This is a genomic window from Acidovorax sp. KKS102 (assembly GCF_000302535.1).
Lineage (GTDB): Bacteria > Pseudomonadota > Gammaproteobacteria > Burkholderiales > Burkholderiaceae_C > Acidovorax.
In genome coordinates this window covers 5,149,978-5,163,460 of sequence record NC_018708.1, presented here as the reverse complement: position 1 = coordinate 5,163,460, position 13,483 = coordinate 5,149,978, and the positions used below count along the sequence as shown (strand labels likewise).

Annotated in this window: 13 protein-coding genes; 11 read left to right on the top strand and 2 right to left on the bottom strand. The window is 67.9% G+C overall.

Going from position 1 to position 13,483, the window contains the following annotated elements:
• The first annotated feature begins 185 nt into the window (after positions 1-185).
• The 9 genes from C380_RS23720 (at position 186) to C380_RS23680 (ending at position 9,133) form a co-directional block, all read left to right on the top strand.
• Positions 186-1,238: a peptidase U32 family protein gene (locus C380_RS23720; protein ID WP_043565823.1), complete on the top strand. Its 1,053-nt coding sequence runs from the start codon at positions 186-188 to the stop codon at positions 1,236-1,238.
• A 38-nt stretch (positions 1,239-1,276) separates the two neighbouring features.
• Positions 1,277-2,239 (top strand): U32 family peptidase, encoded by a 963-nt coding sequence (locus tag C380_RS23715; RefSeq protein WP_015016384.1) that lies wholly within the window; start codon positions 1,277-1,279, stop codon positions 2,237-2,239.
• Positions 2,240-2,259: 20 nt separating this feature from the next.
• The gene (locus tag C380_RS23710) at positions 2,260-2,880 is read left to right on the top strand and encodes a hemolysin III family protein (protein ID WP_015016383.1); all 621 of its coding nucleotides are present in this window, start codon (positions 2,260-2,262) and stop codon (positions 2,878-2,880) included.
• Positions 2,881-2,903: 23 nt separating this feature from the next.
• Positions 2,904-3,419, top strand: a complete 516-nt coding sequence (locus C380_RS23705) for an SCP2 domain-containing protein (protein ID WP_015016382.1) — start codon at positions 2,904-2,906, stop codon at positions 3,417-3,419.
• An 8-nt stretch (positions 3,420-3,427) separates the two neighbouring features.
• Positions 3,428-3,841, top strand: a complete 414-nt coding sequence (locus C380_RS23700) for a putative zinc-binding protein (protein WP_015016381.1) — start codon at positions 3,428-3,430, stop codon at positions 3,839-3,841.
• On the top strand, positions 3,834-4,430 hold the full coding sequence (locus tag C380_RS23695; RefSeq protein ID WP_015016380.1) for a UbiX family flavin prenyltransferase: 597 nt from the start codon (positions 3,834-3,836) through the stop codon (positions 4,428-4,430). Before C380_RS23700 ends, C380_RS23695 begins: the two co-directional genes overlap by 8 nt.
• A gap of 66 nt (positions 4,431-4,496) precedes the next feature.
• Positions 4,497-5,984, top strand: a complete 1,488-nt coding sequence (gene ubiD / locus C380_RS23690) for a 4-hydroxy-3-polyprenylbenzoate decarboxylase (RefSeq protein ID WP_015016379.1) — start codon at positions 4,497-4,499, stop codon at positions 5,982-5,984.
• Positions 5,985-6,159: 175 nt separating this feature from the next.
• The gene (locus C380_RS23685; RefSeq protein WP_015016378.1) at positions 6,160-7,800 is read left to right on the top strand and encodes a long-chain-fatty-acid--CoA ligase; all 1,641 of its coding nucleotides are present in this window, start codon (positions 6,160-6,162) and stop codon (positions 7,798-7,800) included.
• 73 nt (positions 7,801-7,873) lie between these two features.
• Positions 7,874-9,133 (top strand): branched-chain amino acid ABC transporter substrate-binding protein, encoded by a 1,260-nt coding sequence (locus tag C380_RS23680; RefSeq protein WP_083871642.1) that lies wholly within the window; start codon positions 7,874-7,876, stop codon positions 9,131-9,133.
• Between the two features lie 33 nt (positions 9,134-9,166).
• On the opposite strand, the gene C380_RS23675 is transcribed toward C380_RS23680, so the two are convergent.
• A complete protein-coding gene (locus C380_RS23675; protein WP_015016376.1) occupies positions 9,167-9,943 on the bottom strand; it encodes an SOS response-associated peptidase in 777 nt (258 codons plus the stop codon).
• Between the two features lie 208 nt (positions 9,944-10,151).
• Between C380_RS23675 and C380_RS23670 the strand changes: the two genes are divergently transcribed.
• Both C380_RS23670 and C380_RS23665 read left to right on the top strand, forming a co-directional pair.
• Positions 10,152-11,441 (top strand): acyl-CoA dehydrogenase family protein, encoded by a 1,290-nt coding sequence (locus tag C380_RS23670; protein ID WP_015016375.1) that lies wholly within the window; start codon positions 10,152-10,154, stop codon positions 11,439-11,441.
• A gap of 145 nt (positions 11,442-11,586) precedes the next feature.
• Entirely contained in the window at positions 11,587-12,156 is a 570-nt protein-coding gene (locus C380_RS23665) for a DUF3617 domain-containing protein (protein WP_015016374.1), read from the top strand.
• On the opposite strand, the gene C380_RS23660 is transcribed toward C380_RS23665, so the two are convergent.
• Positions 12,140-13,297 carry a diguanylate cyclase gene (locus tag C380_RS23660; RefSeq protein ID WP_015016373.1) on the bottom strand — a complete coding sequence of 386 codons (1,158 nt, stop codon included), beginning with the start codon at positions 13,295-13,297 and terminating at the stop codon, positions 12,140-12,142. The genes C380_RS23665 and C380_RS23660 overlap by 17 nt on opposite strands.
• Between the last annotated feature and the right edge of the window lie 186 nt (positions 13,298-13,483).

The window sequence follows — 13,483 nt, the reverse complement described above, 5'->3', positions numbered from 1 at the left end:
GATGCAAGTCAAGGCCGGTAGGCAGTGTGGTGCGCCAGGAAGGCCACGGCACATCAAAGCCCGACTGCTTTGCTCCAGCATTGTGCACTGCCGTTGATGAAGATCAGCGGATGCGCAGGGTGCGCCCCGTATGGTGGCGCCCTGTGCTGTGGCTCCCCACCGGGGCCAGCGTTTGAATGCTTGTGATGGACTCCTTGAAATCGACGGCCGCTGCCTTGCCCGAGGCAGCAGGCCCTGCCATGGAACTGGTTTGCCCCGCAGGCAGCCTGCCTGCCCTCAAGGCCGCCGTGGACCATGGCGCCAACTGCGTCTACGTGGGGTTGCGCGACGCCACCAATGCGCGCAACTTTGCGGGCCTCAACTTTGACGAGGCGGCCATTGCCCAAGGCATTGACCATGCCCATGCGCGCGGCTGCAAGGTCTTCATGGCACTCAACACCTATCCGCAGGCCGCCAACCCCGGGCCCTGGCGCAGCGCGCTGGACAAGGCGGTGGACCTGGGCGTGGACGCGGTCATCCTGGCCGACCCCGGCCTCATGCAATACGCGGTGCAGCACCACCCCCGGCTGCGGTTGCACCTGTCGGTGCAGGGCTCGGCCACCAACTACGAGGCCATCAACTTCTACCGCGAGCAGTTCGGCATCGTGCGTGCCGTGCTGCCACGCGTGCTGTCGATGGAGCAGGTGCGCCAGGTCATCGACCGCACCCAGGTCGAGATCGAGGTGTTTGGCTTTGGCAGTCTGTGCGTGATGGTCGAGGGGCGCTGCGCGCTGTCGTCGTATGTGACCGGGGAATCGCCCAACACGCACGGCGTGTGTTCACCCCCGAAGGCCGTGCGCTGGGTGGAGACGCCGCAGGGCCGCGAGTCGCGCCTGAACGGCGTGCTCATCGACCGCTATGCGCCCGGCGAGAACGCGGGCTACCCCACGCTGTGCAAGGGCCGCTTTGACGTGGGGGACGACGAGAACTACTACGCCATCGAAGAGCCCACCAGCCTCAACACGCTGGAGCTGCTGCCCCAGCTGCTCAAGATGGGCGTGCGCGCCATCAAGATCGAAGGCCGCCAGCGCAGCCCGGCGTATGTGGCGCAGGTCACCCAGGTCTGGCGCGAGGCCCTGGACCAGTGCCTGGCCTATCCCCACCGCTACGCGCCCAAGACACGCTGGATGGCCAGCCTGGACCAGGTGGCAGAAGGCCAGCAGCACACGCTGGGTGCCTACCACCGCCCCTGGAAGTAGTGCTTCTGCACGACGACAAAACCCCCTGAGACCGCACCATGAAACTTGCTCTCGGCCCGCTGCTGTACTACTGGCCCCGCGACACCGTGTTCGCCTTCTACGAGGCCATGGCCGCCACGCCCGTGGACGTGGTGTACCTGGGCGAGACGGTGTGCTCGCGCCGCCACGAGCTGCGCCTGGCCGACTGGCTGGCGCTGGCGCGCATGCTGCGGGACGCGGGCAAGGAGGTGGTGCTGTCCAGCCAGGTGCTCATCGAGTCCAGCGCCGACGTGGGTGTGATGCACAAGATCACGAGCAACGGCGAGTTTCTGGTTGAGGCCAATGACATGGGGGCCGTGAGCTGCCTTGCGCGTGTACCCGCCGGGCCGCAGGCGTTCGTGGCCGGGCCGCACCTGAACCTGTACAACGCGCCCTCGTTGCAATGGATGGCGAAACGGGGCGCCACGCGCTGGGTGATGCCGCTGGAGATGTCGCAGGACGCGCTCGCTGCTGTGCTGGCGCAGCGGCCCGCAGGCATCGAGACCGAGGTGTTTGCCTACGGCCGCATGCCCCTGGCCTATTCGGCACGCTGCTTTACCGCCCGGCACCGCAACCTGCCCAAGGACGACTGCCAGTTCAGCTGCCTGCAACACGCCGACGGCCTGCCGCTGCGCACGCGCGAGGGCGAGGGTTTTCTGGTGCTCAACGGAACACAAACGCAATCGGCGCGCGTCTACAACCTGGCCAACGAACTGGCGGCGATGCAGGCCCAGGGCGTGGACGTGGTGCGGCTGAGCCCGCAGGCGCAGCACATGGCGCAGGTGATCGCCGCGTTTGACGAAGCCCGTCGCGCAGTGCTTGCGCAAGAGACTGCTGAAAAGACCCCCGACTTTGTGGAGCGCATGCAGCCATTCATGCCCGATCTGCCCTGCAATGGCTACTGGTTCGGGCGCCCGGGGCTGGAGCAGGGGCTGCAAGGGGCAGCGCGTGGTGCTGCCGCGCGGCCTGCGATGCATCCATAACGAAAAAAGCGAATCACCGCATGTACCCCGGAGAACGTTTCAACAGCATCAGCCACCTGGTGGGTGCCCTGCTCGCCACGGCGGGCACGGCCGTGCTCATCACCTTGGCGGCGCGCCTGGGTGACCCGTGGAAGGTGGTGGCGTTCAGCATCTACGGCGCCATGCTGGTGGCGCTGTATGCGGCCTCTACCGCGTACCACAGCGTGCGCCGGCGCACCATCAAGGCCGTGCTGCAAAAGCTGGACCACTGCAGCATCTACCTGCTGATTGCGGGCAGCTACACGCCGTTTGCGCTGGTGTCGCTGCGCGGCGCCTGGGGTTGGTCGCTGCTGGGCGTGGTGGGGGGGCTGGCCCTGCTGGGCATTGCGCAAGAGATCTGGTGGGCGCGTGGCGCACGCGTGCTGTCGCTGGTCATATATGTGCTCATGGGCTGGCTGGCGCTGGTGGCCGTGGTGCCGCTGTGGCAAGCGCTCACGCCGGCCGGGTTTGCCTGGCTGCTGGCGGGCGGGGCCTGCTACACGCTGGGCATCGTCTTCTATGCGCTGGACGACCGCGTGCGCCACGGCCACGGGCTGTGGCACCTGTTTGTGCTGGGCGGCAGCGTCTGCCACTTTTTCACCGTGTTTTTCTACGTGGCCTGAGGGCCTTTTCCCCTTACTGTTCCATGGCGGCTTCTCCTCTCTCCTTTCCCCTGGTCGTTCCTGCCCCCGTGGGTGCCGTGCTGGCGCGCCTGCCCGCCTACCCCGGATCGCTGCTGCTGGTGACGGCGCTCAACCTCGCGCTCGCGCGGCACCTGCCTGCGGACGTGGGCCAGGTGCTGCTGCACAAGAAGATGCGCGTGCAGGTGCGCGATGCGCGTGTGGCGTTCGACTTTGCCTGGACGGGGCAGCGCTTTGCCCCCCACGCCCCGCTGGTGGCCCCTGCGGTGGCCGACGTCACGCTGAGCGCCACGACCCATGACTTTTTGCTGCTCGCCCAGCGCCAGCAAGACCCCGACACGCTGTTCTTCAGCCGTCGCCTGTCGATGGAGGGCGACACCGAGCTGGGCCTGGTGGTGAAGAACGCGCTCGATGCGATCGAGCTGCCCGTGCTGGACCCGCGCCAGTGGGTGCAGAGGTTGGCCCCGCGCGAGGTGCTGGGCCACCTGCGGCGCCGCCTGGACCCCACACCACGCCACTGAGGATGAGCATGGACACCGACACCGATCCCCAGAACCACCCCTTGGTTTATTCCTGCTCGGGCTGCTCCAGCGCCGCGCAGCTGGCCAACCACGTCGCGCTGCAGCTCGACCGGCGCGGCGTGGCCGAGATGTCGTGCATCGCCGGTGTGGGCGGCGATGTGCCGCACCTGATGAAGACCGTGCGCTCGGGCCGGCCCATCATCGCGCTCGACGGCTGTCCGCTGGTTTGCGTCAAAAGCACTCTCGCGCGCCACGGCATTGCGGCCGACCGGCATTACCAGCTGCAGCAATACGGTGTGAAAAAGCGCGTGCACGAAGACTTCGACCCCGTGCAGGCCGCGCTGGTGCTGGAGCAGGTGGAGGTCGACCAGCGCGCGCAGCCCCTGGCCCGGCCCGTCGCCGTGGAGCCCTCGCATGGCTGATGCTGCCCACCCCCGCCGCATCATCGTGGCCATCTCGGGCGCCAGCGGCGCCGTGTATGGCGCGCGCCTGCTCCAGGTGTTGCAGGGCCAGAGCGGCATCAAGACCCACCTGGTCGTCTCTGACGCCGGCTGGCGCAACCTGCAGCATGAGCTGGACATGGACCGCCCCACCGTCGAGGCCCTGGCGCACCGCGTGCACGACGTGGGCAACGTCGGCGCGGCCATTGCCAGCGGCTCGTTCCTGTGCCACGCCATGGTGGTCGCGCCCTGCTCCATGCGCACGCTGGCCGCCATTGCGCATGGGCTGGCCGACAACCTGCTCACGCGCGCGGCCGACGTGGCCCTCAAGGAGCGCCGCCGCCTGGTGCTGATGGTGCGCGAGTCGCCCCTGCACCTCACCCACCTGCGCAACATGGTGGCCGTGACCGAGATGGGCGGCATCATCTGCCCGCCGCTGCCCGCCTTCTACCTGCGCCCGCAGACCGTGGGCGAAGTGGTGGACTACAGCGTGGCGCGCGTGCTCGACCTCATCGACGTGCCGCACAACCTGGCGCCGCGCTGGCAAGGTCTGGAGCTGGATGCTCCTTGATTAATAGCTGCTAGCGCTTATTGGATAAGCGCTAGCGGCCAATTTCATTCATATTCTGGACCTGACATGGCCTACCGCGACCTGCGCGACTTCATGGCCCAGCTCGAAGCCACGGGCGACCTGCGCCGCGTGGGCGAAAGCGTCTCGCCCCACCTGGAGATGACCGCGCTCAGCGACCGCGTGCTGCGCGCAGGCGGCCCGGCGCTGTTGTTCACCCAGCCCACGGGCCACCGCATGCCGGTGCTCACCAACCTGTTTGGCACCACAGACCGCGTGGCCCGCGCCATGGGCGTGGCCGACCTGCACGGCGTGCGCGCCCTGGGCGAACTGCTGGCCACCCTCAAGGAGCCCGAGGCGCCGAAAGGCTTCAAGGACATGCTGGGCATGGGCCAGCTGCTCAAGACCCTGTGGAACATGGCGCCGCACACCGTGGCGCGCGGCGCACCCTGCCAGCAAGAAGTGTGGGAAGGCCCCGACGTTGACCTGGCCCGCCTGCCCGTGCAGCACTGCTGGCCCGGCGACGTGGCCCCGCTCATCACCTGGGGCCTCACCATCACGCGCGGCCCGCGCAAGGCCCGGCAGAACCTGGGCATCTACCGCCAGCAGGTGCTCTCGCGTAACCAGGTCATCGTGCGCTGGCTGGCGCACCGCGGCGGCGCGCTGGACTTTGCGGACCACTGCGCCCAGCACCCCGGCCAGCCCTACCCGGTGGCAGTGGCGCTGAGCGCCGACCCCGCCACGCTGCTGGGCGCCGTCACGCCCGTGCCGGACAGCTTGAGCGAGTACCAGTTCGCCGGCCTGCTGCGCGGCGCGCGCACCGAGGTCACCCCCGCGCTGGGCGTGCCGCTGCAAGTGCCCGCCACCGCCGAGATCGTGCTCGAAGGCCACATCCAGCCCGATGCCCACCACGCGAGCGGCTGGCAGCACGCGCTCGAAGGTCCCTACGGCGACCACACCGGCTACTACAACGAGTGCGCCGAGTTCCCCGTGCTCACCGTGGACCGCATCACCCTGCGCCGGGACGCGATCTACCACAGCACCTACACCGGCAAACCGCCCGACGAACCCGCCGTGCTCGGCCTGGCGATGAACGAGCTGTTCATCCCGCTCTTGCAAAAGCAGTTCCCCGAGATCGTGGACTTCCACCTGCCGCCCGAAGGCTGCAGCTACCGGCTAGCGGTGGTCAGCATCCGCAAGGCCTACGCCGGGCACGCACGGCGCGTGATGATGGGCGTGTGGAGCCACCTGCGCCAGTTCATGTACACCAAGTTCATCGTGGTGGTGGATGCCGATGTGGACGTGCGCGACTGGAAGGACGTGATCTGGGCCATCACCACCCGCATGGACCCGGCGCGCGACACGTTGCTGGTGGAGCACACCCCCATCGACTACCTGGACTTCGCCTCGCCCGTCAGCGGCCTGGGCAGCAAGATGGGAATGGACGCCACGAACAAATGGCCGGGGGAGACGCAGCGGGAGTGGGGCCGGCCCATGGCCATGGACGCCGCCGTGCAGGCGCGCATGGACGGGCTTTTCGCTGCGCTGGGCCTTTAAGGCCCCCGCGCGCCACGGCGCACCAAGGTGGTGCTGCGCACCCTCAGTCGCGCAGACGACAAGCCCGCCCCGCGTTGTTTGCGACGATGTGCCCGCCCCGGTAAAGAGGGCTCTGCACCGGCACCCTGTGGATGCCGCGATGCAGCAAGGCGCACATCCCTAGGAGACAACGGCAATGCAGCAGCACCAGCCCGGCAGCATGATGGACCGGCCCTTACTGGTTTCGGCCATTCTTGAGCATGGCGAGAACCAGTACGGCGATCAGCAGATCGTTTCGCGCGACACCGATGGCCGCCTGCACCGTTACCGCTTTGCCGAAATGGCCCAGCGAGCCCGGCAGCTGGCCAACGCACTGCAGGCACTGGGCCTGCGCCCCGGCAGCGTGGTGGGGTCGCTGGCCTGGAACAACCACCGCCACCTGGAGGCGTACTACGCCGTGTCGGGCAGCGGCATGGTCATGCACACCTGCAACCCGCGCCTGCACCCCGAGCAGCTGGCCTACATCGTCAACCACGCCGACGACGAGGTGGTGCTGTTCGACACCACCTTCGCGCCGCTGGTGCGCGCCATTGCGGCGTCGTGCCCCCGCGTTCGGCACTGGGTGGCGCTGTGTGATACCGACACGCTGGGCTCCATCGACCTGCAAGGCGTCAGCGGGGTCGAGGCGTACGAGACGCTGGTGGCCCGCCAGAACGACCGCTTCTCCTGGCCCCTGTGCGAGGAGAAGGCTGGCGCGGCGCTGTGCTACACGTCGGGCACCACCGGCAACCCCAAGGGCGTGCTGTATTCGCACCGTGCGCTGGTGCTCAGCGCCCTGTCGGCCTGCATGCCGGGCGTGCTCAGCATCAGCGCGCGGGAGACCATCCTGCCCGTGGTGCCCATGTTCCACATCAACGCCTGGTGCCTGCCCTATGCGGCGCTGATCGGAGGCGCCAAGCTGGTGCTGCCCGGCCCGCGTCTGGACGCCGCCAGCCTGTACGAGCTGATGGAGACCGAGCGCGTCACCGTCAGCGCGGGCGTGCCCACGATCTGGATGGGCCTGATCCAGCATGTGGAGCAGCACGGGCTGCGCTTTACCACCATGCGGCGCACGGGCGTGGGCGGCTCGGCCATGCCCAAGGCGCTGATCGCCAAATTTAACGACGTGTACGACGTGGAGGTGCGCCATGGCTGGGGCATGACCGAGACCACGGCCATCGCCACCATGAGCGTGCTGGCCGCGGCCGATGCCAAGCTGCCGCCCGAGGACCGTCACGCGTTGGTCGCCAAGCAGGGCAAGTCGGTGTTCGGCATCGAACTCAAGCTGGTGGACGAAAACGGCGCCAGCCTGCCGCGCGACGGCGTGGCGCAGGGCGAGCTGATGGTGCGTGGCCAGTGGATCGTGGACCGGTACCACAAGGCCGAGCGCTCGGCGCTGGTGGATGGCTGGTTCCCTACGGGCGACATCGCCACCATCAACCCGCAGGGCGTGGTGCAGATCCGTGACCGCACCAAGGACGTGATCAAGTCGGGCGGCGAGTGGATCAGCTCCATCGACCTGGAGAACGCTGCCGTGGCGCACCCGGCGGTGGCCATGGCGGCGGTCATCGGCGTCAAGCACCCCAAGTGGGACGAGCGCCCGCTGCTCTTCATCGTGCGCAAGCCCGGGCAGGAGCTGGACAAGGCGCAGATCCTGGACTTTCTGGCGCAGCGCGTGGCCAAGTGGTGGCTGCCCGACGACGTTCTGTTTGTTGACAGCCTGCCCCTGGGCGGCACCGGCAAGGTCCAGAAGAACGAGCTGCGGCAGCGCCATGGCGCGGTGTTCGGCGGCGAATGACATTGCTACGCGCTGACGGTTTTCGGTTTTGGCTTTCCTTTCGTTCCCACTCACCCACCCCACGGAGACACACATGAACATGGTTCCCAGGAAATGGCCCCGCCATTGGTTGAAGGTCGGCGCATGCGCCGCAGCGCTGGTGATGTCGGCGCACGCCGGGGCGGCCGAGACGGTGAAGATCGGCTTCATCGACCTGCTGTCCGGCCCGTTTGCGCTCACCGGCCAAAGCTCGTTGAACCAGCTGCGCGAGGTGGTGGCCCAGGTCAACGCCAAGGCCGGACCCAACGAGCCCAAGTTCGAGGTGATGGACTTTGACAACAAGGGCACGCCGCAGGAGAGCCTGAACGCGCTCAAGGCCGCCACCGACCGGGGCGTGCGCTACATCACCCAGGGCGGCGGCTCGGGCGTGGCGCTGGCGCTGGTCGATGCACTCAACAAGCTCGCCGAGCGTGACCCGGAGCGCGCCACCGTGTACCTGAACTACGCCGCCATGGACCCGCAGCTCACCAACGACCGCTGCAGCTTCTGGCACTTCCGCTTCTATCCGTCGAGCGAGATGAAGATGGAGGCGCTGACCACCTATCTGCAGGGCCGCAAGGATGTGAAGCGCGTGTACCTGCTCAACCAGGACTACACCCACGGTCGCCAGGTCTCCAAGGCCGCCAAGGAATACCTGGCGCGCAAGCGGCCTGACATCGAGGTTGTGGGCGATGACTTCATCCCCATCGCCCAGACGCGCGACTTTGCCTCGTACGTGGCCAAGATTGCCGCCACCAAGGCCGACACCGTCATCACGTCCAACTGGGGCAGCGACCTCACGCTGCTGTTCAAGTCCTCGCGCGACTATGGCCTGAACATCAACTACTTCACGCTCAACGCCAACAACCCCGGCACGCCCGCGCAGATCGGGCCCTGGGGCGAAGGCAAGGTCGGGGTGATCTGGAACTGGGTGCACAACGCCCCCACCCCCGAGCTGGAAAAGATCTACGTGGACTACAAGAAGAAGACGGGCGACGACTTTGTGTTTGCGGCCCACTGGAACAGTGTGCACATGCTGCGCGAGGCCATGCGCAAGGCCCAGTCCACCGATGCCAAGAAGGTTGCCTTCGCGCTGGAAAACATGACCTACAAGAGCCCCATGGGCGAGGTGCGCATGCGCAAGACCGACCACCAGCTCGAAGCGCCGCTGTACCTCGGCATCTGGGCCAAGCAGGGCAGCAAGGGCGTGAAGTACGACGCCGAAAAGACCGGCTACGGTTTCCGCTCTGAAGTGGCGTGGGACAACTACATCAGCGCCCAGCCCACGTCGTGCCAGATGAAGCGGCCATCCTAGGCACCCCCCCGCGCCGCTCCGGCGGTGCGGGCTTCAACCCAGCCAGCCCTTGGGCACCTTGTCGGCCTTTTTCTCCACGGGATTGGCGGTGAGTTTTTCTGCCGCGTACTGGCGCATGAACTCCTTGGCCTTGTCGGGCCGGGCCGTGAGCCAGGCGTCGTAGGCGCCTTCGTTCAGGATGGCGGGCATGCTCTTTTCGCTGCCGGGCTGGCCGTAGCGGTGCAGCAGGGCATGGTTGTTGGCGTTCACCGTGAGCAGGCAGTAGCTGATGATCACCTCGCCTGACTCGGCCCCTGCGCCCTGCCAGCGCGCCCACAGGCCCGCCACGCCCATCGGCTTGCCGTCCACGCGCGCAACGCGGGTGGGCACGGCCTTGCCGCTGCGCAGGTCGTCTTCATAAAACGCCACCATCGGCACGATGCAGCGCTGGCCGTTCAGCCACGCGTCGCGGAACGCGGTGCCGGTGGAGGCCAGGTCGGACTTGGCGTTGACCAGCTTGGGCGCGCGCAGCTTGGCGTCGGATGCCGACTTGACCCAGTGCGGCACCAGGCCCCATTGCGCGGGCACCAGCACCCGGGTGGAAGCGGCGTCGCTCGGGGTGTCTGAAGCCGTCGTGGGGGCAGCCTCTTCAACCGCACTGACTATGCTGGCCGGCCCTTGGGCCAGGGCGGTGGCCGTTGCTGCATGCACGATGAAAAAGCCCGGCTTGCGGGGCCACAGGTGGCGTTCACCCAGCGCCGCAGGGGGCTCGACCGCAAACGCCTCGCGGTAGGTGTCGGCGTGCTGCAGGGTTTCGTAGTGGGTACTCATGGAGCCATGGTACCTGCGTGGTGATGGGTGTCAGGCCATGTTTCAAGTAAAGCGGGTTGGTAGCGCTAGTGCAATATGCCTGACTAGCTATCAATAGCGTAGCAAATGGGATGCCGTCACCGAAAGCTCCCTGGCAGGCCGTGATGTGCGTCAAGCCCGTTGTCGCCTGCGTTCTGACGTGTGCTGGCGCGGTTTTCACAATGGCCGCATGGACTTCGCACTCTCCCCCCTGGCCCTTGCACTGCGTGATCGCCTGCTGGCTTTCATGGACCGCTATCTGCTGCCCTACAACGCCGCTTGGCACGCGTCCGTGGCGGCGGGCGACTACCCGCCGCCGTTTGTCGAAGACCTCAAGGCGCTGGCGCGTGAGGAGGGCCTGTGGAACCTCTTCTTGCCCACGCTGCGCGACGACGAGCCGGGCACGCGCCTGTCCAACCTGGACTACGCGCCGCTGGCCGAGGCCATGGGCCGCCTGCCCTGGGCGGCCGAGGTGTTCAACTGCCATGCGCCAGACACCGGCAACATTGAGCTGCTGCACCGCTTTGCCACGCCCGCCCAGCGCACCCGCTGGCTGGTGCCGTTGCTGAACGGCCAGATGCGATCGGCCTTTGCGATGAGCGAGCCCGATGTGGCCTCGTCCGACCCTACCAACCTGCAAACCACGGTGCGGCGCGAGGGCGATGACCTGGTGCTCAGCGGCCGCAAGTGGTTCATCACCGGTGCCGCGCACCCGCAGTGCCAGTTGCTCATCGTGCTGTGCCGCAACGCAGATGCCGACAGTGAAGAAGGCCACCATCGCCACAGCATGGTGCTGGTGCCGGTGAACACACCAGGTGTGCAGATCGTGCGCAACATCTCCGTGCTGCACCACCACGCCCCGGAGGGGCATTGCGAGATTTTGCTGCGCAGCGTGCGCGTGCCTGCGGACTACCTGCTGGGCGATTGGGGCGCGGGCTTTGCGATGGCGCAGGCGCGCCTGGGGCCGGGCCGCGTGCACCACTGCATGCGCACCATTGGCCAGTGCGAGCTGGCGCTCTCCCTGGCCACCGAGCGCGCGCTGGAGCGCACGGCGTTCGGCAAGCCGCTGGCCGATCAGGCCAACGTGCAGGAATGGCTGGCCGAGTCGCGCATCGAGATCGACCAGGCGCGCCTGCTGGTGCTGCATGCGGCCTGGCTGCTGGACCAGGGCGGCGCTGCTGATGCGCGCACCGTGCGTGCCCAGGTCGCCGCCATCAAGGTGGTGGCCGCGCGCCTGCAGCAGCGCGTGGTGGACCGGGCCATGCAGATCTTTGGCGCGATGGGCCTCTCGCCCGACACGCCGCTGGCCGCCTTCTGGACCTGGGGCCGCGCGCTGCGGCTGATGGACGGGCCCGACGAGGTGCACCTGCGCACTGTGGCGCGCCACGAGCTGGCGCAGGCGCGCGCGGGCCTGGGGGCATCGGCGGCGTACTTCACCACCCCCGAGCAGCTGCGCGCGCCGCCGCATCTGAGCGCCTGAGGACGGAGACCCACGGAGACCGAGTGCCCGTGCGCGCGGGCCACAGCCGCTGCTTCCCACCTTCCACCGTGCACTTGGTACTTGGCAGCGAAGGCCGGTGTGTTGATACTGCTGGCTCCACCGCCAGCACCGAGGTCTGACCACCATGCACACCCCCACCCACCGCGCTCTCGCCGTTGTCCTTTCCGCCACCGTGCTCGGGCCCGGGCTTTGGGCCACGGCCCACGCCCAGACGCAGAAGCTGCGGCCCGGCCTGTGGGAGAACAGCGTGACCATGAAAAGCCAGAGCGGCCAGCTGGAGGCCGCGATGGCGCAGATGCAGAAGTCCATGGCCAGCCTGACGCCTGCGCAGCGCAAGCAGATGGAACAGGCCATGGCCCAGCAGGGTGTGAGCATGGGCCCCAGCGGCAACACCGTGAAGGTCTGCATCAGCCCCGAGCAGGCCGACCTGGACCGCATCCCGGCGCAGGAAGGCTGCACGCAGAACGTGCAACGCACGGGCCCCAATGCGGTGGCCATGACGTTCAGCTGCAAGGGCACTCAAGGCCAGCCGCCCACCACGGGCGAGGGCACGATGACCTTCCAGGGGTCCACGGCCTACACGGGCAATTTCAAGGTCAAGACCACGTCCAACGGCAAGCCCGAGCAGATCGACATGGTGCAGAACGGCAAGTGGCTGGCCGCGGACTGCGGCGAGATCAAGCCCGTGCGCTAGTCCCAGAGGCCACGGGGCGGTGGGTGGCCGGCGCCACCACCACGCGGTTGCGGCCCAGGGCCTTGGCGTGGTACAGCGCCTGGTCGGCGCGTTCGAGTGTGTGCTCCACGGTGTCGCCCGGCAGGTGCTGGGCCAGGCCGATGGACACGGTGAGCTGCAGCGAGCCTGCGCTGTGGGCAATCTCCAGCGCCTGCACGGCCTGGCGAATGCGTTCGAGCAACTCGCGCGCATGGTCTGCCGAGGTGTCGGTGAGCATCAGCACAAACTCCTCGCCTCCCCAGCGGGCCAGCACGTCGGTGTCGCGCACGCTGGCGCGCACCGTGCCCGCAAAGGCCTGCAGCGCGCGGTCGCCGGCAGCGTGGCCGTGCTGGTCGTTGATGGGCTTGAAGTGGTCGATGTCCAGCTGCGCCAGCAGCAGCGGGCGGCCACTGCGCAGGCTGCGGCGGTGCTCCAGCGCCATCAGGTCGAGCATGGCGCGGCGGTTGATGAGGCCCGTCAGCTCGTCGCGGGTGGCCAGTTCGCGGTTGACTTCGAGCGCCTGGGCCAGTGCCTCGCGCTGCTGCTGCAGCTTGGCGCGGATGCGCTGGATGCGCAGGTTCAGCGCAATGCAGCCGCTGAGCACGATGAGCACCATCAGCGCATAGGCGGTGTCCAGGTAGCCCGAGGCATTGGCATTGAAGCGGGAGCTGACGCCGATGGCGCTGGCAAAGGCCAGCAGCGCATACACGCCAATGCCGATCACCTCAGCCACCGTGAGGCCGAAGGTGCCGAAGAACAGGATCATCGCCAGCACGCTGGGCACCAGCCCGCGCGCATCGCCTGCCAGCACATAGGCCACCGCACCGCTAGTGATGGTCCAGACCATTTGCGGGATGGTGAGCGAGGGGTCGCGCAGGCGGGCGGTTTCGCCCGAGCGGATGAAGGCCGTCATGACCACCAGGCCGCCCACCGACAGTGCGGCCCACCATTGCACTGCGGTCTGGTCCACGGAGGTGCTGGAATGCGCCACCAGCAGCATCACCCCGGCGCTGCCTGCCATCAGCGTGAGCGCCAGCAAGGCCATGCCCACCAGCGTGCGCCGCCGGGGGTCGGTGGAGAGGATCACATCCTTGAGGCGCTGCCAGCGGGCGGGTGGGCGCAAGGTGGGGGGCTCCGGCCAGGAGGGAGGGCCGCGCGGAGCGCGGGCGGGGTGGCTCGAAACCCGTGTGATCCTGGGTTACCGGCTGGTCGGAGATTTTACGGTGAGGTAGTGCCGTGCGTATAGCCCCCCAGCGCTTGTCCGGGCCTTGACCGGGCCTGGGGCCCGCGTGGCGAGCCCGGCCTGCGC